The sequence below is a fragment of the Mucilaginibacter phyllosphaerae genome (assembly GCF_004378255.1).
Classification (GTDB): Bacteria; Bacteroidota; Bacteroidia; order Sphingobacteriales; family Sphingobacteriaceae; genus Mucilaginibacter; species Mucilaginibacter phyllosphaerae.
Genome location: NZ_SNQG01000001.1, coordinates 1,091,943 through 1,117,429, shown reverse-complemented (window position 1 = coordinate 1,117,429; position 25,487 = coordinate 1,091,943). Strand labels below are relative to the sequence as shown.

Below are 25,487 nucleotides of genomic sequence, written 5' to 3'. Positions count from 1 at the left end.
CTGTTATGAAAGCGCAGAAAAATCTATACCGCAAAAGTTTTTCGCTGATAACCGCTTTTTTGGTGCTGATAACCGTTAGCCTGGTTGTCGCCGTAATAATATCCTATAATCTGACGGCCAAGTATGTAGAGAACGAATTTTCGTCTAAAAAGATTGAGGTGCAGGAGCAAACTATTAAGCCCTATACCGATTTTTTCCAGATAAAAATTCCCGAGATCACCTCTTACCAGGGTTTCCTGGATTCGGCCTCGGCGGCCAATTACTCGGCTACGGTATTTAAAAACTATCCGTTTGTGCGCCGTGTTTTGTTTTATGATATCCAGATAGGCAACCCATCGGCAACAGCCAGGTTCAGCAACAATGCGGGTATATCTGTAAAGGCCATTTATCAGTTTAAGCCCAAACATAACAAGGTGAAAGGGCTTAAAGATATGGCCTGGTCAAACGCCGAAGATTTTAGGGAGATGGCCTTAAAGTTAAGCAACTTTATCAGCGTAGCCGATACCTCCAGGCTGCCCACACAGGACGAGATCTTCCATACGTTTTATAATGTTACGCCCGATAAGATCAGCTACCTGAATATCCCCCGCCGCGAGGATATCAGGATCTATCAATCCTTATTAAAACACGAAAACACCAAGGCATTTTATAAGCAAAACATGATGACCTTTTTACTGGATGCCCACGGGCTGAAAGTAAAGAACACCCACCCGGAACTGTACCAGCAGGTAACCATACAACCCGTTGTTTACGACCCGCTGGATGTAGAGGGCGCCCGCAAAATAACGGAGGTGACGCTGCCCGGCGCATTCTCTAACTTTAAACTGTATTTTACCGCTACCAACGAGCACCTGAAACGCGAGATAGACCGCCGGTTTTTGCCCATAGGGGCCATTGTATTGCTTATTTATATTTTTTTGGTGCTTATAAGCTGGCTTATTTACCGCAACCTGAATGTAAACCTAAAGGTGTTTAAGCTGCAATACGATTTTATAAACAATTTTACCCATGAGTTTAAAACACCGGTAAGCGTTATTAAGATTGCCGGATCTAACCTTAAGGGCGATGCCGAACTGAGCGAACGCCAGCGCCGCCATTACGGTAAAATACTGGATGAAGAGGCTGACAAACTAAACGAACTGATGAATAAGCTGCTCTCGTTTACGCAGCTGGAGAACCGGTCGATAACCGTTAAGCGCGAGGAGATAGACATTAGGGAGTTTGTGAACGGCTACATCAATACCTTTAAAATAAAGTATCCGGATTTTAAACTGGAGTACACTATTGATGAGGTTACCCGGTTTTATAGCGACCCGGTATTGCTTGGCAGCATTTTTCAAAACCTGATGGAAAACGCCTATAAGTATTCGCACCCGGGCAAAAAGGAATTGTTTATCAACATCCGGCCCGATAAGCGCAATATCGTATTTTCGTTTACTGATAAGGGGATAGGCATGGCCCGGTATGAACAGGGCGACGTTTTTAAAAAATTTTACCGGATAGAGAATCAGTACAATCAAAACGGCAGCGTAGGCCTGGGCCTTGCTTTTTGCAAAGAACTGGTTAACTTTATGGACGGCGAAATTACGGTTGACAGCAAACTTAATATAGGTTCAACGTTTATAGTTACATTACCGTTAGGGCATTAAAGCCCCGGATAGCCTACAGGCAGAAGGATCTGATATGGATAAATGGATGGCTCCGCAGGAGCTAACGCTTTGTAGAAAGCCCGGATAGCCTACAGACAGAAGAATTTGATATTGATAAATGGAATGGCTCCGTAGGAGCTAACGCTTTGTAGAAAGCCCGATAGCCTACAGGCAGAAGGATCTGATATTGATTAATGGATGCTCCGTAGGAGCTAACGCTTTGTAGATAAAACAAAAACACAATTTATTGCGCCGTAGGTGCAAAACATATGGATTACGACAAATGAACAAAGAAATTAAAATAGCACTGGTAGAGGATGATGAGAACCTGAGATTTTTGGTGGCCGAACGCCTGCAAAGCGAGGGATACAAGGTTTTGGAAAGCGGTAACGGCGAAGAAGCCGAACGCATTATACTGGCCGAACAACCCCATATTGTATTGCTGGACTGGATGCTGCCCGGCAAACAGGGCAGCGAGGTTTGCGCCAGCCTGCGCGAAAAAGGTTTTGATAAGCTGGTTATTATGATGACCGCCAAAGCACAGGATATCGATAAGATCGGCGCTTATAACTTTGGGGTGAGCGATTACATCACCAAGCCGTTTAATATGGATGTGCTGGTGGCAATGATCGACAGCAAGATCAAATTTTCGTTAAATAACGAGAAGCCCGAATCGCACAAGTTTGGGAACATGGAGCACCTGCCCAACACCCACCTGCTGATACGCGACGGACGCAAAACCGAGTTGACGATACTGGAGAATCGCATACTGCTGTACTTCCTGAAAAACAAGAACAAGGTAATAAACCGCGAAGAACTGATGATGGAAGTATGGGGCTATAATGCCGATGTAAATACCCGCACGCTGGATATGCATATTGTACGCCTGCGCAAAAAGATTGAGAACAACCCCGATTCGCCAACCTACCTGCAAACAGTTAGGGGGATAGGGTATAAGTTTGTGTATTAGGCAATCAACATTTTAAATTCAGCAAATGAAATGACTGATGTGTTTTCATATTTGTTAACCTGTAATAACAACTTGTCGCCTTTTACAAAATAGTCTGCTTTAGATAATGCAAAAAGATAATTATCCTTTTTATCAGCAACTACATCATCAATTTGTTTAAGCGAAAACGTAACAGTATTTAAATTATATACTTGAAAAAATTTATCGATATAAGCTTTAGAGAAGTATCTTTCAAATTTTGGCCGTGTTATTACGTCCAATAATTCACGCAGCAACTGCTGGCAGGTTGCTACAGTTATATCATTTTCCTGAAAGGTAGCGATTAAGTTTGCTTGTCTGTTTAATGCAAGCGTAATCCAGATGTTGCAATCAATAACGACAACCATTTATAACCTGGATGCTCTTACAGCACGAACCTCTTCTACTATTTCATCCATTGATGGCTTTTTACCTGCTTTCATCATTGAATCTAATTCTTTTGTTAATCTATAAGTGTCATTTTCTATCGTTACACCTAATTCCTTAAGTAAAATTTAATCAGCTTCGATTTTTTTTCAGGAATTTGTATTGTTAATCTTTCCATACTCAAATATAATAAAAAGTAAAATCGTAATAACAATAATTAAAAGGGCTTTTTGTAAACTTTACTCATCACAAAATCTCCAAAAAAACTTTTCTCTTCCAGTATTTGATATTTATGCAGGGCAAATTGTTTTTCCACATCGGGCAGGCGCCAGGATTCTACCCCGCATAATACTTTAAAAAACAGCAGCATGCTTTTTAACAGCACATACTGCCACCATTTGCCGGTCAGCCGGAAATCAGTATTTAACCAAAGGCCACCGGGTTTTAAGCATTGATGGATGTGGCCAAATAGCGTGGGTAAATTTGCTTCGGTAAAATTATCAAACAAAAAAGGGGTGATCACTACATCAAAACCCTGCCGCACAGCGGCTTTTTCAATTGCCGAATGAATGTAAGTTACCTTGTTGCCGCCGGTGTTTCTTTTACGGGATAAAGCCATCATGTTGGCCGAGATCTCGACGTAAGTGATGTTTAAGCCGGATGGATAAAGCCTGGTTATTTCTTCCAGCAGCCAGCCGGTGCCGCCGCCAACAATGAGGATGCCTGAGTTTTGCGGGATATAGGGCAGCGAATAAACCTGTGCATTGATCAAGGCCTTGCCATATACCAGCCGCGAGAGCCTGTCATAAAAACTTGCCGAGTTATCGTAGTTAGCCGGCATAGCTACCGGTAAAGATCAGGCTGAAACCGATGATCACCGCATACTGCAGTATCAACACGCCATCCATATAAAAAAAGTAATAGTACTCGTTCTTTTCCCATTTTGATTTAAAGATCAGCCAGCCCATCAGTACGGCGGTTGTGGTCAGTGCAAAAAAATCAATACTAAAGCCATTGTTTCTGAACAGGAAAAGCAGCAGGATATACCCTGCCAGCAATACCTGGCAAAACAGGTAGGCGTTCTTTTCGCCCCAGGCTACCGGGATGGTTTTTAAGCCCGCCTGGCGGTCGCTGAACAGGTCGCGGATATCAAAGGGGATCGCCAGCGCAAATATCAGCAGGAAGCGTTTGGCAACCGATAGGGTAATATCCCGCGCGGATACCTCGGCCAGGTGCAGGTCCTGCGCTTCTAATATGGGCAGCAACACGCAGCTTAGTGTCCACACCAGGGTAATTAAAAAGGTTTTTAGGCCGGGGATGTTACGCAGCCCAAACTTTTGTTCGCCTACACTAAATAGCGGTAAGCTGTAACAAAATGAAAGTACAGACAGAAACACCAGCAAAATGCGCGATTCCATCGACAGTAAAAAAAACAGGGGAATAAGCGATAGCAGGCCGATAAGCGTGAAGGTGACCATGAGCCGGTAATGTGCAAAAAACCAGCGTACCCGCTTGTATGGCGACCGCTCGGGGTGCTTGGGTTTGCTAAGTAAGATGCTAAAATTGTAGATGCTGAGGGTTGAGGTGAAAAGTAACCCTGCCACCGTATAAACCGGCTTAGAATCTATAAGATGAAAGGTAACCAAAGCCTGCGCCACCGCGCATAACGACATGAAGATATTACTGAAAAGCAAAAAATCAAACGCACTTTTTAAGGCTTTTTTCATCGGTTTGGCTAAAGTACAGCAATGGCAGTAAAAATGGAATAATTATTTGTTGCAGGCGAAGCTATATTTTGATAACCCCTTACTGCACCTTCCCGGGGGAAGGAATCGCATATTTCCACTGCTTTTACGCCTTTAAAGCAGGATCTTCGCCGGCTTTTAAGGTAAATACCGTTATCTCCGGTAGTATGCCTATCCTGCCGGGGTAGCCTAAAAAGCCGTAACCTACGTTTACGTAGATCTGCTGGTGCTTTTCGCGGTATAGGCCGGCCCATTCAGAGTACACATACTCGATAGGGCTCCACTGAAAATCGGGTGTGCGTACGCCAAACTGCATGCCGTGGGTATGCCCGCTAAACATCACGTCTATCTGCGGATATTTGGGGATAACCTCGGCCCGCCAGTGCGATGGGTCGTGCGATAATAATAGTTTAACCGGCAGATCGTCCGTACCCTTAACGGCCTCTTCCATTTTGCCGTATTTCGGGAAACGGCTCATTTCGCCCCAGTTGCCGATGCCTAAAATGCCTAATTCCTGGCCGTCTATCTTCAGGCGGCGATGTTCGTCTGTCAGCAGGTCCCAGCCCAGGGTTTTATGGGCCTGGTGCATATCCTGCAGATTTTTAGCTTTATCGGCAGCGGTGGCCCATTTGCCGTAGTCGCCGTAATCGTGGTTGCCCAAAATAGAATATACGCCTAAAGGTGCGCGCACCTTCTTAAAAACATCTATCACACGGTTCACTTCCGCTGTCTGGCCGTTCACCAGGTCGCCGGTAAAAAATATCACATCTGTTTTTTGGTTCAGCAGCATTTGTACACCGCCCTGCATATTATGCACACTATGGAAACTGCCCGAATGGATATCAGAGATCTGCCCGATGCGCATGCCGTTAAATGCTTTGGGCAGGTTAGGCAGGTACAGGTCTACATTTTGTACCCTGTAGTCATATATCCCTTTAGACATGTTGTGCTTTATCAGGTAAAGCGGCACGGCCCCCGCCAGTATCCCGGCCTTCATCAAAAACTCCGACCGTGGGATGGATCTGAAAGATTCTGGAGCCGGAGCTGTTTCTGTTGATTTGTTTTTACGGATACGGTAAGTGATAAACCGGCGCAGATCATCAATTAAGATAAACAGCGCGTAAAAAAGCTTAAATATAAACGTAATAAAAAACAGGAACAGGAATGCCCCCCGCACACCAACCGACATTTTACTGTAAACACCCAGCAATAAAACGGCTACTATAAACAAGGCAGCAAACCAATACAAGCCTAAAAACCACTTTTTACGCGTAAACTTAAACGCGGTGTATAAGCCCCTTAATAAGTAATAATCAAGGGCTAAAAGGATAAGAGGTATCAGGATGATGTAAAAGGTATTGCCCTGCATTATGTATTAAGCTGATGAATAAAATTATTAATAACGGTCGTCGATATCCAGGTCGTCATCGTCGGGCTCTAAGTTAAACAGGCTGTTAAACATATCCGAAAAAGCAAACCCATTATCTAAAAAACCTTTATTCAGCTGCGAAAATTCGGCCAGGCCGTGTAAAATAAACTCCATTAGCAGCAGCGTTTGGTTCTCGCTCAGTTTCGGGTGGAATTTTTTTACCACTTCCTTTAATCCCGGCACTGCATTTAAGGCCTTTTTATATTCGGCTAATGGCAGGTCGTCCACTAAAGATAAGGTGTTGCCATCGCTAAACCAGTTAATGATCTCGGTATATGGGTTTGGTGTTTTTGCTTTTTTGGCCTTCTCCGGATCGGGGAAAAATTGCAGCAGCAGCGTTTTAACCGCTTTTCCGATCAGGATGTTAGCCACCTTGCCCTGGCCCTCCAGTTCGCCTTCGTAAACCAGCTCGATTTTGCCGGTGATGGCAGGGATCACGCCCAGGAAATCGGAGATACGCACAAAGGTGCTTTTTTCACCGTTGATGATCATGCGGCGCTCGGCATTACTGATCAGGTTTTCGTAGGAGGAGATGGTTAAACGCGCAGATACCCCCGATTTTTTATCGATATACTCGGAGTTACGCGCTTCAAAGGCAATCTGCTCTACCATATCTTTCACCAGGCCGTCGGCCTCAATGGTGCTGCGTTGTTCCGGCGTAAGCAGGGCTTCCTGCTGGGTGATCTTCCGCGAGATCTCTACCGTGCGTGGATAGTGGGTCAGTATCTGGCTCTCTATCCGGTCTTTCAACGGCGTTACGATGGAGCCACGGTTGGTATAATCCTCCGGGTTGGCCGTAAATACAAATTGAATATCTAAGGGTAAGCGAAGTTTAAACCCGCGGATCTGGATATCGCGCTCCTGCAGTATGTTAAATAACGATACCTGGATACGGGCCTGCAGATCGGGCAATTCGTTGATCACAAAAATGCCCCTGTGCGCACGCGGGATCAAACCAAAGTGGATCACACGCTCATCCGAGTAGGTCAGTTTCATGGTGGCTGCCTTGATGGGGTCAACATCACCTATCAGATCGGCAACGGTAACATCAGGGGTAGCCAGTTTTTCGGTATAACGCTCGCTGCGGTGGATCCAGCCGATAGGGGTTTCATCTCCCTTGCTTTCTACCGTAGTGTGGCCATACCAGCTGATAGGGGCCAAAGGGTCATCAAATAATTCAGATCCTTCTATGTAAGGTACATACTCGTCCAGCAGGTTTACCAGCAAACGGGCGATACGTGTTTTTGCCTGGCCGCGTAAGCCCAGCAATAAAATGTTGTGGCGGGATAAGATAGCGGTTTGCAGATCGGGTATTACGGTATCCTCAAATCCGATGATGCCTTCAAAGCCGCCTTCTTTTTGTTGTAACTGCTTAATTAGGTTAGCCCTTAATTCGTCCTTAACAGAACGACTTACATACCCGCTTTTTTTAAGTTCGCCCAGGGTATTTATGTTCTTTATGCTCATTTTTTATTTTTTGTCCGGAAGTCCGTAAGACCGAAAGTCCGGAAGAAACTTTTTAATTGTTAATTATTTTGTCTTTCTGTCTTTCTGACTTTCGGTCTTCCAGACTTTCAGACTACCTTACGTTCTTTCTTCTATTCTTGGCGTAATCCTCAAAAATGTATTCGCCCAGGTTGTTTAATGAGCTGTAGAACGCCTTGCCGCCGTTGGTTTCGGTAAACTGGCGCACAAACTGCTGCAGGTAGGGGTCTTTCGCGATCATAAACGTAGTGATAGGGATTTTAAGCCTTTTGCACTGTGCCGCCATGTTCAATGTTTTGTTAACCACTTTCCTGTCCAGCCCGATGCTGTTTTTATAATACTTGGTACCTTCTTTTAAGCAGGTGGGCTTACCATCGGTGATCATAAAAATTTGCTTGTTGTGCGTTTTGCGCCGGCGAAGCAGATCGGTAGCCAGTTCCAGCCCGGCGTAGGTGTTGGTATGGTAGGGGCCAACCTGCAAATAAGGCAAATCCTGCAAGGTAATAGGCCAGGCATCATTACCAAAAACCACAATATCTAAAGTGTCCTTAGGGTATTTAGTGCGGATCAGCTCGGCCAGTGCCATAGCTACTTTTTTGGCAGGGGTTATCCTGTCTTCGCCGTAAAGGATCATGGAGTGCGATATATCGATCATCAGCACGGTAGAAGTTAGGGTTTTGTAGTCCATTTCCTCTACTTCCAGATCGCGCTCGGTCATCATAAAATCGCCGCCTATCCCGTGGTTAACCTGCGCATTCTGGATGGATTGCGTCATGTCTATCTGGTCCAGGCTATCGCCAAACTCAAACTCGCGGCGTTCGGCATTTTTTTCATCGCCCTGCCCGCTTTGCGGCGAACGGTGGTTGCCCTTACCCGATTTTTTTAGCTTGCCAAAGATCTCTTCTAAAGCCGACTGGCGGATGCTTTGCTCTGTTTTGGCCGTGATGTTGAATTCGCCGCTTTCGTTATCCTCGTTCAGGTAACCTTTTTGTTTTAGCTCGTCAATAAAATCGCCCATACCATACTCATCGTTGGTGATGTTGTACTGTTTATCCAGCTCGTTAAGCCATGATAAAGCCTCGCCGGCATCACCTGCGGTATAGTTTAATAATTCCAGGAATAGTTTTAGTAATTCTTCAAATCCGCCTTTTGGGATCTGGTTTGGCTTAAACTGTGAAAATCCAAAACCACGCATATGTTACCCTTTCGTATGAATATAAAGTAACGGATTATTTGCTTGAAAAGTTTGAAACCACCGCCATTTAAGCGCAATTGTTAGCTAAGCATGACAATATTTAAATCTTTTCAGTATTTATCATTCATACGTCTAATATTGATAGACCTAATTACCATAGAATCTGCTATTTCTAAAGACCAAATATCATTCAATTCTACATTAGATAATGGCTTTGAATTTGGGTCATTATTGAAGTTAGTACAGAAGGTACCAATTGTTGTTTTTTCCAAACCATTAACTTCAATTATTCTAGAAAAAAGCTCATCTATGAATTTTTCATATTTGTTTTTTCTTGTTCCCATTAAAATGCCATGCTTAACTTTTTTTAATGCGGCTTATCTCGTCCTGGTTGTAAACCGGGTTGGCACCACGCTGGCTGGTTACAAAAGCACCAATAGCGCAGGCATTGATCAGTATTTTAGGGATGGGTTTATTCTCTATTAAGCCTGTGATAAAAGTAGCTAAAAAGGCATCGCCGGCACCAACGGTATCGGCTACATCAACAGAAAATCCCGGGTGTTCAAAAAACTCATAATCGTGCCATACAATGGCGCCTTTATCGCCGCGGGTTACGCAGATGGTTTTGGTATGATATTTTTTCTGAAACTCGGTGATCTTACCTTTTAGGTCGCCGTTGCTGCCGCCGATAAGCAAATCGGCCTCTTCTTCGTTCATCTTAATAACGTTGGCACGGGCGGCAAGTGTTTCTATGGTGGCCAGCGTATAATGCGGGTGGCGCAGGTTTACGTCGAATATTTTAATGGCGTCGGTTTCGTCGAGCAGGTTTATTAGTGTGTCGTGCGTGGCTTTTTCGCGGCAGGCCAGGCTGCCAAAAACAATAATAGATGCATCCTGTACGCCATCTTTCAGATTATTATCCAGTTGGATATTATCCCATGAAACCGGCTGGGGAATAATGTAGGTAGCCTGGTGTTTATCATCAAGCTCTACCGTAACCTCGCAGGTAGGCAAATTGCTGTCCCTTTGTATCATAGGCGAATGCAGCCCGTTGTTTTTCAGGAATGCCACCAGTTCATCACCCGGGGCATCGCTGCCTACACGACTGGCAAATTTTACGTTAACATGCTGCTGCACCAGGTGCCTTGCAACATTCATCGGGGCGCCGCCTGCTTTTTTTTCATCGCCAAAGGCATCCCATAAAACTTCTCCAAAACAAAGTACCTTGTTTTTCATATGATATATCGGAACAATAAGCCGTAAATCTAAAAAGGATTTATGGTAAACCATGTTAAATTTTGAATAACAAGCCGCCCAATTTGTTAACAATTGTTTAACAAGTAGTTGCGGTTTGCCCCAACTTAAAATTGTTTAATGTTTTAAATCTGATAAATCCCGGTTATATTTAGGCTATGAAAAAGCTTATCCTTTGTTCCCTTTTGATCCTTGCATCGTTTTGCTGCTTCTCTCAGGATAGGGAGGCCATCATCAAAGTAATGCATAACCAGCAAACTGCCTGGAGCAACGGCGATGTAAATGCGTTTATGCAAGGCTATTGGAAATCAGATTCGCTGATGTTCATCGGTAAGCGCGGCCCAACTTACGGCTGGCAGCAAACGCTTGATAATTATAAAAAAAGCTACCCGGATAAAGCAGCTATGGGCAAACTAACCTTTAGGCTGGATAAGGTGCAGCTATTAAGCAAAACCGATGCTTTTGTGATGGGGGCCTGGAGCCTTGCCCGCGAAAAAGACACCCCCGGTGGCTATTTTACCCTCTGGTTTAGGAAGGTGAACGGCGAATGGAAGATCGTTTGCGATCACACGAGTTAGCTTTTATCGGGTTATCGCCTCTTCCGATATTTACCTTTCTTTAAGTTTTCCCTTTTATCAACTCACTGTCATATCGCCAATATTAATTGGAATATCGGAAAAAGCCGATATATCTTTGCGCTATGGATCAGGTAGAGATTTTTAAAGCACTTTCTAACAAGGCCAGGTTACAAATACTTCACTGGTTGAAGGACCCTGAATATCATTTCCCCGAGCAAAAAGAAAATGGCTTTGAGCATGGCGTTTGCGTAGGGCAGATCCACCAAAAATCGGGGCTTACCCAATCTACCGTGTCCGAATATTTAACCAGCCTGCAGCGTGCGGGCCTGGTAACTTCTACCCGCGCCGGGCAGTGGACCTACTACAAACGCAACGAAGAAGCCTTTGCCGCGTTGAGCGAACTCATTCAAAAAGAAATATAATTAAACAAGCATATATCATGAATACAGATAGTTTATTCAAGCCGTTCAGCCTGAAAACCCTAAATATTAAAAACCGCATCGTAATGGCACCCATGACGCGTTCCTTCTCGCCCAATGGTGTACCAACTGACGATGTTGCCGCGTATTATAAAAAACGCGCCGAAGGTGAAGCGGGGCTGATCCTGTCAGAAGGAACGGTTATTAACCGCGTATCCTCATCAAACGATGCTAACGTGCCGCATTTTTATGGCGCTGATGCTTTGGCCGGCTGGCAACAGGTGATTAATGAAGTGCACACTGCAGGCGGCGCCATGGGGCCGCAAATATGGCACATGGGGGTGATGGATAACCACGCATCGGGCTGGGTACCTTCGCAGCCGTTTGAAGGCCCGTCTGGCCTGAACAGGCCGGGTAACACAAACGGTAACACCATGACGGATGCCGATATTGCCGATACCATTGCTGCCTTTGGCCAGGCCGCGGCAGATGCCAAAGCCTTAGGTTTTGATACCGTAGAGATCCACGGCGCACATGGTTACCTGATAGACCAGTTTTTTTGGGATGGCACCAACCAGCGTACCGATGTTTACGGTGGTAAAACCCTGGCCGAACGCACCCGTTTTGGTGTAGAGGTAATTAAAGAAGTGCGCAAGCGCGTAGGCGAAGATTTTGCCCTGATCATCAGGCTATCACAGTTTAAACCGTCGGCTTATGATTTTAAACTGGCTAAAGATCCGCAGGAAATGGAAGCTTGGTTAACGCCATTGGTTGATGCCGGTGTGGATATCCTGCATTGCTCGCAACGCCGTTTCTGGGAGCCGGAGTTTGAAGGCAGCGACCTTAACTTTGCAGGCTGGGCTAAAAAATTAACCGGCAAAGCAACCATTACCGTTGGTTCGGTAGGGTTAAGCGGTGATTTTTTTGGCGCATTTGCCGGCGAAAGCTCTCAGCCAAGCTCATTAGATGAATTATTAAGGAGATTTGATCGTGGCGATTTTGACTTGGTAGGCGTAGGCAGGCCATTATTATCTGACCCGGCCTGGGCCCAAAAGATCCGTAATGGCGAAACCGATGAATTAAAAGGTTTTACCCCGCAAGCGCTTGGCGAATTGGTGATGTAAATATCAGGATTGACGACAAACAAAAGAGGTCTGCTGCAATTTGCAGCAGACCTCTTTTGTTTTAATAGCGTTATGCCAAACGCTTAAATATTATTCTTAAACGGAGCTAATAATATATACCTCAAATCTAAACTAATACGGTTTGCCGGCGGCCAATTCCTGCTCTGCCCATTTAATGGCAATGTGTTCGCGGTATTTGGCGTACTTTTCTTTGAATGCCATTTTTAGGAGGCTATCTAAACCGCCTTTTACCGCCAGGTTGTACACGCTGGCTGCCTTACGGCTAATGGATGCATCCCAGGCGCGCAGGCTAAGGGAATAAGAGCCATCAATATATTTCATCCAATGCCAGTAACCGGTTGGCATAAACAAGGTGTCGCCATGTTCCAGGAAAACTTCTGTGCCTTGCACACCGTTCAGCGCGGGGAACTTTTTGGTATCCGGGTTTAGTACATCATAATCCTCTAAAGCATAGGTAGCGTTGGGGATGCAGTATAAACGGCGTTTCCATTTATTCTCGAACAATATTACATGCTTGCGGCCCCCAAAATGGGTATGGAAGATGTGCGGCAGATCGATATCGTAATGTAAAAAAGTAACCGAGTTGGAGCCACCGAAGAACATTGAGGGCATGCTTTCCAGAAAACCACCCATCAGGTCTTTCGGGAAAACGATGTCATCCAGCAATTGGGGCGCTTGTTTAAATATATTAAAGAAAAAGATGCGCAGCTCGGTTGGTTGTGATTTGATGAGGTCGATATAATCATCAAAGGGCATTTCTGCAGCCGATGAATTAATGGGTTTTGAAGGATCGGCCTTAGAGTTATCATACAGCGGCACCACCTTTTTACCTACCACCTGTTTCAGGTATTCTGGTGTCCACTTATCACGGGCGGGCCAGGCTTTGGTCATGCCTTTAATAACCAGGGGGCGGCGCGGATCAAGATAATTTTTCTTAAAATCCTCCGCGCTGATGTTCTCAACAGTATCAATCGGGTTTAATATAAAACTCATATCTATAGTGTATCGGATTGTAAAAGCTACGTATTGGACGTAATTATCTCCGAAAAGTTATCAAAAGAACAAAATAAAAACCGGATAGAGATGTTAAGGTTGTGTTATGGGGATACACGTAATAAAAAAGACGCGAAGTTTCGCGTCTCTACAATAATCATTTACGGCTTGCCTGCCGCCAATGCTTTACCGGCACGTTTTATGGCCAGCTTTTCTTTCCAATCCATATACCCTATCCGGAAGTTCTTTTTCATCAGATCATCAAACTTGCGTTGTATGGTAAGGTTGTACAGGCTTTTTGCCTTGATAGCCCAGGAGCTGTCCCAGGCGCGCAGCGATATGGAGAACGACCCGTCCAGGTATTTCATCCAGTGCCAGTAACCGGTTGGCATAAACAAAGTGTCGCCATGCTCTAAAATAGTTTCCTGGCCTTGTATGCCGTTTAGTGCCGGGAATTTTTCAAAGTCGGGGTTTTCAATATCATAATCTTCCAGGGCATAAGTAGCAAAGGGGATCTTGTACAGGCGTTCGCTCCACTTATTATCAAACAAAATAACATGTTTGCGGCCGTTAAAATGAGTGTGGAAGATGTGTGCCAGATCGATATCGTAATGTAAAAAGGTAACCGAGCCTTTGCCGCCGAAAAACATATTGGGGTATTTATCTAAAAAGCCGCCCATCAAACCGGTAGGGGAGCGGTAATCATCCAGTAATGCCGGGGCATGCTTTATCGGGTCGAATAAAAAGATGCGCAGGTCGGTTGGCTCTTTTTGTATCAGGTTGATGTAATCGCCAAACTTCATTTCGGCAGCCGATGCATTAATAGGTTTTGATGGATCGGCTTTTGAGCTGTCGTACAACGGCACAAGCTGGTCGCCCACGGTTTCCTTTAAATAATCAAAGGTCCATTTTTGCAGCGCGGGCCAGCTTTGTGTGGCCTTGCGTATCACCAGCGGTTTGCGTGGTTTTAAATAATTGTTGATGAAATCTTTTTTGCTGATGTTATCAACTCTGTCTATCTGGGTAAGGGACAAGCTCATGGTATATATTCCTATTCTGTGCAAAATTAATTTTTTAACACAGGCATAACATTTAAAAATCTATTTGTGCTATTTTTTTGACAAAAAAACAAACCCGGCGCTTTTGCAACCGGGTTTAACAGGTAGTATAAAAGTTTTCAGTTTTTAGTTGGCAGTGCAGTACTCATCACACTCACTCACATTTTGCTACTGCCAACTATTAACCGACTAATTTGGCATTAATACAGTATTTACTACGTGTATTACGCCGTTGCTTTGGTTAACATCGGCAATGGTTACCCAGCTTTTGCCGCCTTTTTCGTCAACTAAATAAATTTTGCCGCCTTTTGCCATGGCTTTTAAAACGCCACCGCTAACGGTAGTTAATTCGGCAGTACCTTTACCGGCTTTAATTTTTGCCATTAAATCTGCAGCGCTAACTTTACCTGCTACAACATGGTAAGTTAAAATTTTAGTTAAGGTTGCTTTGTTCTCTGGTTTTACCAAAGTTTCTACAGTGCCTTTTGGCAATTTGTTAAATGCCTCGTTAGTTGGTGCAAACACAGTGAACGGGCCTGCAGATTGCAGGGTTTCTACCAAACCTGCAGCTTTAACTGCCTCTACCAGTATGGTATGGTCTTTTGAATTTACGGCGTTTTCTACAATGTTTTTTGTTGGATACATTGCTGCACCGCCAACCATTTTAGTTTGGGCGTAAGTGTTAGGGGCTATTGCAATAGCTGCTAAAGCAAACGCCGCGATAATTAATTTTTTCATGTTTCTTAGGTATGTTTTATTTGTTATAGCAGATACGCCTTTACGCCGCAGGCGGTTTTGCCGGATGCCATATTTCAAACAACCAAACGCTATAGTTGATCTTCTTATAGGAATTTAAGAAGTATATTAAATCTGGGCAGGAGTGATAATAAATGAGAGCCGTAATTTAATACGGATAATGCATTTAAAAAATTAATTTAGGGATTTATAATCCCTAAATTAAAATAACAGCAATATTAATAGGGTCTGCAATAACCACCGCCGTCACCGCAATAAGTGTCGATAGTTGCTAAAGCATAAGTTGCAGAAACGCCATCCACTGTGTAAGCTTGGTTGTTATTACAAGCGCAAACCCAATTATAATTAGGTAATTGTTCTTTGCCACCTAAAACTGTTTTAAGTTCACTTCTGGTTAGTTGATTTTTCTTTAAATTTAGATTTTTCATATAATTGGTTAGTTTGTTAAATGCAAATTGCAATTAATATTCGTTAAAAGAAAATATTAGAAGTTATTATATCGGCATATAACTTACCCTTAGGGCTGAGTGTTAAAATATGATCGTTTTGCAAAAGGCTGCCGTCCTCAAAATAAGGCTTGGCGGCTTTTAAAACCTCGTTTGAGGCGCCGGGTGCTATGCTGTTAAGCTTATCCAGATCAAGCCCCCAGATGGTGCGCAACGCGGTCATGATGTATTCGTTCAGGCGGTTGGTTTCTGTCAGTATTTCAATTTCGGCGGGTATGGTGTTAAGATTTACACTGCTGATGTATTTAGCATTGTTGGCTATATTCCATTGCCGGTTATCGCCGTTAAAAGAGTGTGCCGATGGGCCGATACCCAGGTACTTAACGCCACGCCAGTAGTTGGAGTTATGGCGCGAGTAATGGCCGGGCCGGCAAAAGTTAGAGATCTCGTACTGTTCAAACCCGTTGCTTTGCATGGCATCCAGCATCAGGTTAAACTGGTTGGCGCTCTGGCCCTCGTTCATGGGCGCCTGCTTTTTTTTGCTGATAAAGGCTGCCAGCGCCGTTTGCGGCTCAACCGTCATGCTATAGGCGGATATGTGGGGGATGCCCAGTTCAAAAATTTTGTACAGGTTTTGCTTCCATTTGGTATCGGTAAGCAGCGGGTAGCCATAAATCAGGTCGGCAGTAATGTTTTCAAACCCGGCATCCTGTGCGCGTTTTATCGATGCCTCCGCCTCTTTTGCCCGGTGCACGCGGTTCATCCATTGCAGGTCCTCATCAAAAAATGACTGGATGCCGATGCTGAAGCGGTTAACCGGCGTATGCCTTAAAGCGTTTATCTTTTGCCGGTCCAGGTCATCCGGGTTAGCTTCCAGGGTAATTTCGGCATCTGCGGTAACGGTGTGCAACTCGGTTATGGTATTGATGATACGGATGATCTCGTCGGCAGAAAGTACCGAAGGTGTGCCCCCACCAAAATAAATGGTCTCCACCGTTTCATTACCCAGATAGCCTTTTTGCAGGCTAACCTCTTTAACCAGTGCATCAACCATCTCATCTTTATATTTTGCAGATGTACTGAAATGGAAATCGCAATAATGGCAGGCTTGCTTGCAAAACGGGATGTGGATGTAGATACCGGCCATAGGGCAAAAATCAGGATATTAATTCAATTAAACCAGTATAAATAAGTTAACGCTTATTATAAGTGCCATAAATAAGGTAAATTTGCGGCTTATACGGTTTTGATACATGCGCTGGTTTATTTGCTTTTTATGGATGCTTGCCACAGGCTATACTACTGCTTATGCACAGGCAGATACCGTGCAAACCGCTGCAGACAGCATGCCGCTGCGCCCCCGCTACAAAGGGCCAATGCCTTTTTTAGATTCGGTAGCGCATGCTGCGGCCAGCCGTGAGCAGTTCGTGTCAGATTCATTGGGCAAAGTTTATATAGTTGCCCCAAACCCCAACCGCCCCAATATTTTTGTTGATAGCATATTAAAGGCAAATACATACAAAGGCGACCTGTATCTCGGCCTGTCATCAAAAACTAAAAGCATGCAGGGATACGGCCACGCCAGGCCCTCGCGCGATGTTTGGGTAATAGCCATTATTATTGCCCTAATGCTTTTTGCATCGGGGTTAAACATATTCTCCAGTAAGGATATGAGCAACGTTTTTCAATCCTTTTACAACCGTAAAACCGTAAGCCAGGCCGGTAAGGAGGATAGCCCCATCAACTTCTGGACGTTTGCCGGCTTGTTCCTGCTGTTTGGGTTTACCTGCGGCTTGTTTTTATACTTGCTTACCACCGGTTATTACAAAGTATATTATACTATTGCGGGTTTCCAGCTTTTTATTACCCTATCGTTTGTTATTATCACGCTTTTTGCAAGCAAATTTCTGGTGCTTAAGTTTTTAGGTTTTGTGTTTGATATCAATAAACTGGTAAGCGAATACATCTCGGCCCTATCGCTTACCTATTTTAATATCACCTTTGTTTTTTTACCCATAGCGCTGTGTTTTAGCCTGATAGCCGATCAGTTTATCCCTTTTTTACTGGCAATAACTTTACTTTTAGTTGTTGTTATATTTATATGGCAATATCTGCGCAGCAGCGTAAGTATTATTTCAAATTTTCGATTTCATAAATTTTATTTATTTATCTATCTTTGTGCCCTTGAAATTTGCCCCATATTAATATTGATTAAGGCACTTAATATAGGATTTAGGTAAGATTATATATGGCATTGGAAGATAGAAAGAAAAAGGTTAAGAGTATTTTAGTTACGCTGCCAAAACCTGAGAATGATAAAAATCCTTATGCTGAGTTAGCTAAAAAGCTAAATTTAAAAATTGATTTCAGGTCGTTTATTCATGTTGAAGGGGTGCCCGCCAAGGATTTTCGTAAAGAAAAAATAAACCTGGGCGATTTTACTGCTGTGATCTTCACCAGCCGTAACTCTGCCGACCATTTTTTCCGCATTTGCGAAGAGATGCGTTTCGAGGTACCTGTAGAAATGAAGTACTTCTGCCTGTCTGAAACCATTGCCCTGTACCTGCAAAAATATATTCAGTACCGTAAGCGTAAAATATTTTTTGGTAAACAAACCGCTGCCGACCTGGCCGAGGTATTGAAAAAACACTCTGCCGAGAAGTTTCTTTACCCATGCTCTGACGTAGCTGCCGAAGAAACGCAGAAGTTTTTGCTGGATAATGGCTATAACTTTACCCCCGCAGTATTATTTCGTACCGTATGCAGCGACCTGAGCGACCTGGCCGAGGTTTTTTACGATGTTATCGCCTTCTTCAGCCCGTCCAGTATCCAGTCGTTATACAAAAACTTTCCTGATTTTAAGCAGAACAACACCCGTATCGCCGCATTTGGGGCTACAACCCATAAGGCCGTTTTAGATGCCGGTTTGATACTGGATATACCCGCCCCAACGCCCGGCGCCCCCTCCATGACCATGGCTATAGACCAGTACGTAAAGCAGGTTAATAAATAATTCACTTTAACTGTTGCTCTATTGCAACATTCTTAAGTTATACGCGTATAACGGTGAAAGTATTTATTTTAATAGCAGAATACTTTTGTCGTGCTGGCTTAGTTACATGATCCTTAAATAAGTGCTTTTTTAAACAGATAACACTGATTGTTAGATTAAAAAAAACATTTTTTGGGTTTAGTAAGTGTAAAAGTGATATATTCGAAGGTGCGTTCTGTTGCGTAAATTGATAGCATTATTATTGATTTTGAATAAAAAATGAAACAAGTTTACTTTCTGATAATAATTTTGAGTGGTACTATTTTAACCGGATGCGGTATAGGCGGCGGTAACAATAGTGGCGAGGTGGTAGGAGTGAGGCAGCGTTCTTTCAGGGCAACCACTCCGTTAAACATGGTTTACATTAAAGGAGGTACTTTTTTAATGGGCCAGACAGACCAGGATGTAACCTTTGCCCAAACCGCCCAAACCAAACAGGTTACCGTAGCCCCGTTCTTTATGGACGAAACAGAGATCTCAAACTCTAAATACAAACAGTTTGTATTCTGGGTGCGCGATTCTATTGCCATCAGCAACTATTTAAACGACCCTAAATACTACTACCAGCCTAAAAAAGGCGCAGCTGCCGATGCAAACGGCCGTAAGTATATCAACTGGGAGTATGTGGCCAAAAACGGCGTGTTCAGCACCCGTGGTAAAGGCGCTTCGGCAAATCAGCAAAAATTGCAGGGCATGTATTACCAGGGCGATGATCGGGTTTTTGACCGTAACGAGATAGATGTGCGCATGTTGAAATATAACTATGCCATGTTTACCCTGCGCGATGCATCAAACTATCGTAATGATAAAACTAAAAGGCGCTCGGATTTCATCCTGCGCGATACCGTGGCCGTTTACCCGGATACCCTGGTTTGGCTCAACGATTTTTCGTACGCGGCCAACGAGCCGATGGTAGAAGGCTACTTCTCTCACCCGGCATATCGTAATTACCCGGTAGTGGGGGTTACCTGGCGCCAGGCAAGGGCGTTCACCGCATGGCGCACCCGCTTAAACGAGGCTGCGAAATTTAAACGCAAACTACCGCCCAATCAGCCTTTTACTTTGCCTAACGAGGCCGAGTTTGAATACGCTGCGCGCGGTGGCAGGGTAGGTACAGATTACCCCTGGGGCGGCCCTTATATTAAAAATGCAAAAGGCTGCTTAATGGCCAACTTTAAACCCGGCCGCGGTAATTATACAGATGACGGTGGTGCTTACACGGTTAACGTACGGTCATACTTCCCTAATGATTTTGGGTTGTATAATATGGCGGGTAACGTATCCGAGTGGACCTTATCTGCTTATGACGAGTCGGCATCTACCTTTGTGCATGATCTGGCGCCAACCTTTAATTACGAAGCCAAAGCCAGCGACCCCGAAGTGCTGAAACGTAAAGTGGTACGCGGTGGTTCATGGAAAGATATCGGCTATTTTCTGCAAAATTCTACACGTACATTCGAGTATCAGGACACCTCAAAATCATACATTGGGTTCCGTTGTGTAACACCGTTCCTGGGTCGCGATCTTCACGACAGACGTTAATCTCAAAAAGAAACAACAAAACAAATTATACTAATAAAACACACTTACTAAAGTTTATGGCTGGAACTGGAAAAAAGAAACCTTTTGGAATTGGTAATATTATATCACTTGGTGCAACCGTTGTGATCATCGGGCTTCTGTTTAAAATTCAACACTGGAAATTCGCTTCAGAATTTATCACACTTGGATTAGGCGCCGAAGCGGTATTATTTTTTATCCTGGGTTTACAAAGAGAAGAGAAGGATGTGGATTGGACCCGTGCTTATCCTGAACTTAACGAAGATTTTAATGGCGAATTGCCTAAAGCATCAGCAAGGCCGGCAGCTGCCGCTGTAACAACAGGCTTTTCTAACACTGCAGCTTTAGATAAAATGCTGGAAGATGCCAAAATAGGGCCCGAACTTATCGGCAGCCTGGGCGAAGGCCTGCGTACATTTGGCGATAAGGTTAACGCCATATCGCGCGTTACCGATGCCGGCGATGCTACCATTGCATTTACCAACAAGGTAAAACAGGCAACCGCAAGCTACGATGGCTTAAGCGTTGCATTTGAAAAAGCATCTGCCAACTTAAACGAGATGGCTAACACCAATGTAGATTCAAAAGCATATCATGACCAGGTGACGAACCTGGCTAAAAACCTGTCGTCGTTAAACGCCGTGTACGAACTGGAACTGCAGGATTCAAGCGCGCATTTAAAAGCAATGAACAGCTTCTACAAAAACCTGTCGTTAACGATGAATAACTTTAACGAATCGTTAGATGATTCTAAACAGTTTAAAGAAGAAGTTGGCCGTTTAGCTAAAAACCTGGCATCGTTAAATTCGGTGTATGGTAACATGCTTACAGCTATGAATCAACCTCGCGTTAATTAATAATTATTTTAACAAGGCATAAAGAATAATATAGAGCATGGCCGGAGGTAAAGAAACCCCAAGACAGCGAATGATAGGTATCCTGTACCTGGTATTATTAGGGCTTATAGCGCTAAACGTACCGGATAGTTTACTGGATTCATTCAAAAATATCACAAACAGCTTAGATCAGTCGCGCGTAAATGTTACTACCGGTTTAGATAATACCTATTCGGCATTCGAGGCAACCAAACTAAAAGAGCAGCCCGAAAAGGCAGCTAAATTACTGGCAAATGCCAAAGAGGCAAGTAAAACTGCCGGCGAGCTTAACGCATATATAGAAGAACTAAAAAAAGAATTAGTTGAAAAAGGCGGCGGTATCAACCCCGAAATAAATGATGTAAACGCCCGCGAAAGCCTTGATATTTCATCAGAAGTGATGATAAACGGTAAAAAGGCCGATGTATTAAAGCAAAAAATTGAAGAAACCAAGGCTAAACTGGTATCGCTTTTAGGTAAAGACGGCGCAGACGTGAACTTTTCATTAAACGCTAACGATCCGCCAAAGCGCCCCGGTTACCCGGCAAAAACCTTCCAGACGGGTTATTTTGGTGAGGGAATACCGTTAGGTGCGGTTTTAACTACCTTAGCTAAGATACAGGCTGATAATAAAAATGCCGAGAACGAAGTGGTGAAAAGGATTTTGGGCAAGGTAGACCAGGCACAGGTAACTCTTAACCAATTTAAGGCAGTTGCCGTGGCACCCACCAGTTATGTATTATCCGGCCAGCAATACAAAGCCGAGATATTTTTAACTGCTTATGATCAAAATTCTAACCCTACCATTACGGTAGGCGGGTCATCTGTACCAACAGCTAACGGTGTAGGTACCTACACTACCACTGCAAGCGGCGAAGGTTTGCGCACCTGGACAGGTCAGTTACTGGTTAAACAGGTAGACGGGCCGCCAAAGGCTTACCCGGTTACGGGCAGCTATATGGTGGCAAAACCATCGGCAGTTGTTTCTCCGGATAAGATGAACGTATTGTATATCGGCGTACCAAACCCGCTATCGGTTTCGGCGCCGGGTGTTGCCAAAGAGAGTATGAAAGTTAGCATGACCGGTGGTACCATCACCGGTTCGGCAGGCCATTATACCGCCACCGTAAACGCAATAGGCACCGCTAAAATTACGGTAACCGGCGATAAGGGAATGGTATTGGGCGCGTCAGAGTTTAGGGTGAAACGTATCCCGGATCCTAAACCGATGTTTGCAGGCAAAAGCGGTGGTAATACCAGCGCGGCCAACCTGCGCGCGCAGGATAAGTTATTTGCCAAGCTGGATAACTTTGATTTTGATGCTAAATTTAACGTAACCAGGTTTACCCTGATCGTAATAAAACCACGCCAGGATGCGGTGATCAATTCTGCCAGCGGTGCAGAACTTACCGGCGCCATGCGGTCGGCAATGGCGGGTGTAACGCCGGGTTCTACCGTGGTATTTAAAGAAATTGTTGCTGTTGGCCCCGATGGTGCACAACGCGGGCTTGATGCTATAGTGTTATCGGCTAATTAATAAGGTTATGAAAAAAAGATTTTTGATCATAGTACTTTGCCTGGTTTGTAGCGCATCCTTTGCGCAAAACCGCAAAAGAACAACCAAAAAGGCGGCGCCCCGTAAAGCGGCTGCGGCACCGCAATCTGTGTTGAAAAACACAACCAGCGGCGGCAATGTAGAGCTTGGCATGCGGGATACTGCTAAAAAAACCTTAAAACCTTTTGACCGCCCTATGGACGGTTATTACAAAAAGAATAATATTTTAAGCGCTAAAGTAACCCCTTATGCCAACCTGCGCGAGGCCGACGTGATGTTTGCCAAACGTGTATGGCGTGAAATTGACCTGCGCGAGAAAATGAACCAGTATCTTTTATCGCCCAAGGGCAGGTTAATAGATGTGCTGATGGCTGCTATTGATGCAGGCGAACTAACCGCTTATGACCCAACCGGCGGATCAAAGGACGATCCTAACGGCGATAGCTTTTCAAAACGCTTAACGTCCGGGCAGGCCCGCAGCCGTATGGCCGATAGCTCGGTAGTGGATAAGTTTGATAAGGATGGTAATAAAATAGGATCTGAAGTGCGCGCCGGCGAATTTAACCCGGATAGCGTTATTAAATTCCGTATCAAAGAAGATTGGGTGTTTGACCGCCAGCGCTCTATTTTTGAGCCGCGCATCATCGGCATTGCACCACTGATCAAACCAAAGGCAGCAGGGGTAGAACTGGATTACCAGCCCGCTTTCTGGATCTACTTCCCCGAGGCAAGGCCGATACTGGCAGTTAAAGAGGCCGTAAGCCGTAACAACGATGCAACCGGCCTTAGTTTTGACGATTGCTTTGTAAAACGCATCTTTACCAGCTACATTGTAAAACAATCTAACGATAAGGACGAACGCATCCGCGATTACGCACAGGGAATAGATAAGCTGTACGAATCTGACAGGATCAAAAAATCATTGTTGGATTACGAGCTCAACCTATGGAAATACGGCGAGTAACACGATAAATTCAAAAAATTAAAGTCAAAATTCAAATGGATTTTGACTTTTTTGTTTATGTGGCAATTGTTAAGCATTATGCCGATATGTGTAATATATCACAATGATTATAGCATTTTTTGTTAAAGGTAAATAATTGCTTTTGTAATGAGCGTATATTATCTTTATGAGAAATAATACCTACCTATCCCAATGAAAAATAATTTAATAATATTAATAATTATCTTGAGTAGCCCATTAGTTTTATCAGCACAGAAGAAACAAGTGTTAAACTATAATAAGGTTAGCGGTTATATATTTAAAAATTATCATCCTGATTCGTCTGCTTTAGCAAAGTATTGCGGAATTGGGTGCGTTTTTGTAAAGTTCAAGGTTTCTGCGCAAGGAAAAATAATCAACCTATCTTTCAGCGGAGATACAGATTCTACAAAATTCATTACTGATGAATTGGTGAGTGCTGTAAATAGCATAACGCAAGACAGAGAGTTAATTGCTTTTTTGAAAATATCCAAGCGTGAATAATTCAGCCTTTTATATATAATTATCAGGCAGGATGTAATTTTCCAAAAGTAAGCTCTTTTAAAGGCACTGAAGATAAAGGCGAATATTATCAATCATATTTTATGTTTTATACACGAATGGATCACCTTCACAAATCTATTTTTAATTTATTTAATTTTAAAGAAGGGACTTTGATGTTTTTCGACGGAGTTGTTTTAAGCCCGATACAAGTTGGTTCCGGTTCGATGGAATGATTTAATAATATATAAAGGCTTACAAAAGTGAGCAGGAATACTTACAAACTTATACGGTGCGATTACTATAAAGATTATATATGATATTGCTTCAATATTAAGCCCGCCAATAAATCAGGAACATGCCCATGAAAAAATTAATCATAATATTGTTTGCTTTTATTTTTTTGATTAGCAATCCATGCAAGGCGCAAGATCTGTTTGCCAAGCGGAGTTCAACTATTAGGGGTTTTATATCTGCTGTTTTTAAGGATAGAAAAGACTCCCGGTTTATTATGGATAACTACATGTATATCGCTGCGAATGATACCATTCGAGAGGCGAAGAAGGAAAAAATCGTATCCGCAATGGTTGAAGATTTAGTAAAAACATCCGGTGAAGCCTTTGCTTCTTCGGATTACAAAATTTGCACTTACAATAGTTTTAAAGGCAATAAAAAGAAATTCAATACGGATGATTATGGCGATATTGTTATATTAATCATTAAAAATAAGCCGGTTACTTATCTCGAATTTAAACAAGATAAAATTGTTTCTTTTTACTACATAGATAAGGGTGCACTAAGTTTCTTTGTAATTATTTAACCTTTTATATAAAGCAAAATTTTGTGCCTTGCGTTTATCTTAAACCATACCGAATACTTATTTTACTAATACTCCAACTAATATCTTTTCAATCTTTTTCGCAGAACGATCAAAAAGACATTGTGATAAAGGATCTTGCAGATATTAAATGGGCATTGGTAAATAATTATAAACCCAATGTAGATTCGGTTAATAATAGTTGTTGGAAAGGCTGTGTGTTTATCCGTTTTAACATCCGTAAACATCAGCTTACTAATATTAGCTATACTACTAATAGGCCTGTTTTTATAGTGAATGCAGTTAGCCGGGCAATCAGTATAATTAATCAAAAGGGTAGAATAAACAGCCCCTCACTAAAACAGACGGATAGTCATAAAATCTATATCCAACCATTTGTAATCACAAATAATGAGGGTTGCGGATTTAAATTAGGCTGGGAAAGTGATAGCTTTAATAATGTAAGTGAAAAAGAAAAGTTGATGTATGAGTAGAGACAAGGAAATTACGATCAACTACAAAGTTTAATAGAAAATATCACCAACTTTATTGATGGCAAAAAATTAGAATTGATTAATTGCGTTTTGCTTGCACCTGTGGTTATGCCTGTTGCAATGC

At 43.4% G+C, this 25,487-nt stretch carries 27 protein-coding genes; 14 read left to right on the top strand and 13 right to left on the bottom strand.

Features of this window, described 5'->3' with window-relative positions; all coding sequences use genetic code 11:
* Positions 1-5: 5 nt before the first annotated feature.
* Both E2R65_RS04845 and E2R65_RS04840 read left to right on the top strand, forming a co-directional pair.
* Positions 6-1,649, top strand: a complete 1,644-nt coding sequence (locus E2R65_RS04845; RefSeq protein WP_134335329.1) for a sensor histidine kinase — start codon at positions 6-8, stop codon at positions 1,647-1,649.
* 283 nt (positions 1,650-1,932) lie between these two features.
* Positions 1,933-2,619, top strand: coding sequence for a response regulator transcription factor (locus E2R65_RS04840; RefSeq protein WP_134335328.1), 687 nt, complete (start codon positions 1,933-1,935; stop codon positions 2,617-2,619).
* On the opposite strand, the gene E2R65_RS04835 is transcribed toward E2R65_RS04840, so the two are convergent.
* The 8 genes from E2R65_RS04835 to E2R65_RS04800 form a co-directional block, all read right to left on the bottom strand.
* Complete coding sequence (locus tag E2R65_RS04835) at positions 2,616-3,005, bottom strand: putative toxin-antitoxin system toxin component, PIN family (RefSeq protein ID WP_134335327.1); 390 nt, start codon at positions 3,003-3,005, stop codon at positions 2,616-2,618. The two genes, E2R65_RS04840 and E2R65_RS04835, sit on opposite strands and share 4 nt — an antisense overlap.
* Before the next feature lie 236 nt (positions 3,006-3,241).
* Positions 3,242-3,865, bottom strand: coding sequence for a class I SAM-dependent methyltransferase (locus E2R65_RS04830; RefSeq protein ID WP_134335326.1), 624 nt, complete (start codon positions 3,863-3,865; stop codon positions 3,242-3,244).
* Entirely contained in the window at positions 3,855-4,751 is an 897-nt protein-coding gene (locus tag E2R65_RS04825; RefSeq protein ID WP_229704689.1) for a UbiA family prenyltransferase, read from the bottom strand. Before E2R65_RS04825 ends, E2R65_RS04830 begins: the two co-directional genes overlap by 11 nt.
* 124 nt (positions 4,752-4,875) lie before the next feature.
* Positions 4,876-6,138 (bottom strand): metallophosphoesterase, encoded by a 1,263-nt coding sequence (locus E2R65_RS04820; RefSeq protein WP_134335325.1) that lies wholly within the window; start codon positions 6,136-6,138, stop codon positions 4,876-4,878.
* A gap of 27 nt (positions 6,139-6,165) precedes the next feature.
* Positions 6,166-7,665, bottom strand: coding sequence for a sigma 54-interacting transcriptional regulator (locus E2R65_RS04815; RefSeq protein ID WP_134335324.1), 1,500 nt, complete (start codon positions 7,663-7,665; stop codon positions 6,166-6,168).
* 112 nt (positions 7,666-7,777) lie between these two features.
* A complete protein-coding gene (locus tag E2R65_RS04810) occupies positions 7,778-8,878 on the bottom strand; it encodes a vWA domain-containing protein (protein ID WP_134335323.1) in 1,101 nt (366 codons plus the stop codon).
* A gap of 110 nt (positions 8,879-8,988) precedes the next feature.
* Positions 8,989-9,222, bottom strand: a complete 234-nt coding sequence (locus E2R65_RS04805) for a hypothetical protein (RefSeq protein WP_134335322.1) — start codon at positions 9,220-9,222, stop codon at positions 8,989-8,991.
* Positions 9,223-9,235: 13 nt separating this feature from the next.
* A complete protein-coding gene (locus E2R65_RS04800; RefSeq protein ID WP_158285215.1) occupies positions 9,236-10,114 on the bottom strand; it encodes a carbohydrate kinase family protein in 879 nt (292 codons plus the stop codon).
* A 176-nt stretch (positions 10,115-10,290) separates the two neighbouring features.
* On the opposite strand from E2R65_RS04800, the gene E2R65_RS04795 reads away from it, so the two are divergent.
* The 3 genes from E2R65_RS04795 to E2R65_RS04785 all read left to right on the top strand — a co-directional run bounded on the left by E2R65_RS04795 (position 10,291) and on the right by E2R65_RS04785 (position 12,253).
* On the top strand, positions 10,291-10,710 hold the full coding sequence (locus E2R65_RS04795; protein WP_134335320.1) for a YybH family protein: 420 nt from the start codon (positions 10,291-10,293) through the stop codon (positions 10,708-10,710).
* A 122-nt stretch (positions 10,711-10,832) separates the two neighbouring features.
* Positions 10,833-11,132, top strand: a complete 300-nt coding sequence (locus tag E2R65_RS04790; RefSeq protein ID WP_134335319.1) for an ArsR/SmtB family transcription factor — start codon at positions 10,833-10,835, stop codon at positions 11,130-11,132.
* Positions 11,133-11,149: 17 nt separating this feature from the next.
* On the top strand, positions 11,150-12,253 hold the full coding sequence (locus tag E2R65_RS04785) for an NADH:flavin oxidoreductase (RefSeq protein WP_134335318.1): 1,104 nt from the start codon (positions 11,150-11,152) through the stop codon (positions 12,251-12,253).
* 132 nt (positions 12,254-12,385) lie between these two features.
* Here the strand turns inward: E2R65_RS04785 and E2R65_RS04780 are convergent, their stop codons facing one another.
* The 5 genes from E2R65_RS04780 to hemW form a co-directional block, all read right to left on the bottom strand.
* Positions 12,386-13,267 carry a cupin-like domain-containing protein gene (locus E2R65_RS04780; protein ID WP_134335317.1) on the bottom strand — a complete coding sequence of 294 codons (882 nt, stop codon included), beginning with the start codon at positions 13,265-13,267 and terminating at the stop codon, positions 12,386-12,388.
* Positions 13,268-13,428: 161 nt separating this feature from the next.
* Complete coding sequence (locus E2R65_RS04775) at positions 13,429-14,307, bottom strand: cupin-like domain-containing protein (protein ID WP_134335316.1); 879 nt, start codon at positions 14,305-14,307, stop codon at positions 13,429-13,431.
* Between the two features lie 207 nt (positions 14,308-14,514).
* Positions 14,515-15,063: a fasciclin domain-containing protein gene (locus E2R65_RS04770; protein ID WP_134335315.1), complete on the bottom strand. Its 549-nt coding sequence runs from the start codon at positions 15,061-15,063 to the stop codon at positions 14,515-14,517.
* 236 nt (positions 15,064-15,299) lie between these two features.
* A complete protein-coding gene (locus E2R65_RS04765) occupies positions 15,300-15,509 on the bottom strand; it encodes a hypothetical protein (protein WP_134335314.1) in 210 nt (69 codons plus the stop codon).
* A 43-nt stretch (positions 15,510-15,552) separates the two neighbouring features.
* Positions 15,553-16,674 (bottom strand): radical SAM family heme chaperone HemW, encoded by a 1,122-nt coding sequence (hemW, locus tag E2R65_RS04760; protein ID WP_134335313.1) that lies wholly within the window; start codon positions 16,672-16,674, stop codon positions 15,553-15,555.
* Positions 16,675-16,780: 106 nt separating this feature from the next.
* On the opposite strand from hemW, the gene E2R65_RS04755 reads away from it, so the two are divergent.
* The 9 genes from E2R65_RS04755 to E2R65_RS04715 all read left to right on the top strand — a co-directional run bounded on the left by E2R65_RS04755 (position 16,781) and on the right by E2R65_RS04715 (position 25,363).
* The gene (locus E2R65_RS04755; RefSeq protein WP_134335312.1) at positions 16,781-17,767 is read left to right on the top strand and encodes a DUF4271 domain-containing protein; all 987 of its coding nucleotides are present in this window, start codon (positions 16,781-16,783) and stop codon (positions 17,765-17,767) included.
* Positions 17,768-17,775: 8 nt separating this feature from the next.
* Positions 17,776-18,540 carry a uroporphyrinogen-III synthase gene (locus E2R65_RS04750; RefSeq protein WP_134335311.1) on the top strand — a complete coding sequence of 255 codons (765 nt, stop codon included), beginning with the start codon at positions 17,776-17,778 and terminating at the stop codon, positions 18,538-18,540.
* Positions 18,541-18,798: 258 nt separating this feature from the next.
* Positions 18,799-20,121, top strand: a complete 1,323-nt coding sequence (porK, locus tag E2R65_RS04745; RefSeq protein ID WP_134335310.1) for a T9SS ring complex lipoprotein PorK/GldK — start codon at positions 18,799-18,801, stop codon at positions 20,119-20,121.
* Positions 20,122-20,177: 56 nt separating this feature from the next.
* A complete protein-coding gene (gene porL, locus E2R65_RS04740; protein WP_134335309.1) occupies positions 20,178-20,996 on the top strand; it encodes a type IX secretion system motor protein PorL/GldL in 819 nt (272 codons plus the stop codon).
* A 37-nt stretch (positions 20,997-21,033) separates the two neighbouring features.
* Positions 21,034-22,551 (top strand): type IX secretion system motor protein PorM/GldM, encoded by a 1,518-nt coding sequence (gene porM / locus E2R65_RS04735; RefSeq protein ID WP_134335308.1) that lies wholly within the window; start codon positions 21,034-21,036, stop codon positions 22,549-22,551.
* A gap of 7 nt (positions 22,552-22,558) precedes the next feature.
* Entirely contained in the window at positions 22,559-23,533 is a 975-nt protein-coding gene (gene porN / locus E2R65_RS04730; protein WP_134335307.1) for a type IX secretion system ring subunit PorN/GldN, read from the top strand.
* Positions 23,534-23,725: 192 nt separating this feature from the next.
* Positions 23,726-24,055: a hypothetical protein gene (locus tag E2R65_RS04725; protein ID WP_134335306.1), complete on the top strand. Its 330-nt coding sequence runs from the start codon at positions 23,726-23,728 to the stop codon at positions 24,053-24,055.
* 361 nt (positions 24,056-24,416) lie between these two features.
* Positions 24,417-24,872 carry a hypothetical protein gene (locus E2R65_RS04720; protein WP_134335305.1) on the top strand — a complete coding sequence of 152 codons (456 nt, stop codon included), beginning with the start codon at positions 24,417-24,419 and terminating at the stop codon, positions 24,870-24,872.
* Between the two features lie 122 nt (positions 24,873-24,994).
* Positions 24,995-25,363 carry a hypothetical protein gene (locus E2R65_RS04715; RefSeq protein ID WP_134335304.1) on the top strand — a complete coding sequence of 123 codons (369 nt, stop codon included), beginning with the start codon at positions 24,995-24,997 and terminating at the stop codon, positions 25,361-25,363.
* Positions 25,364-25,487: the final 124 nt, after the last annotated feature.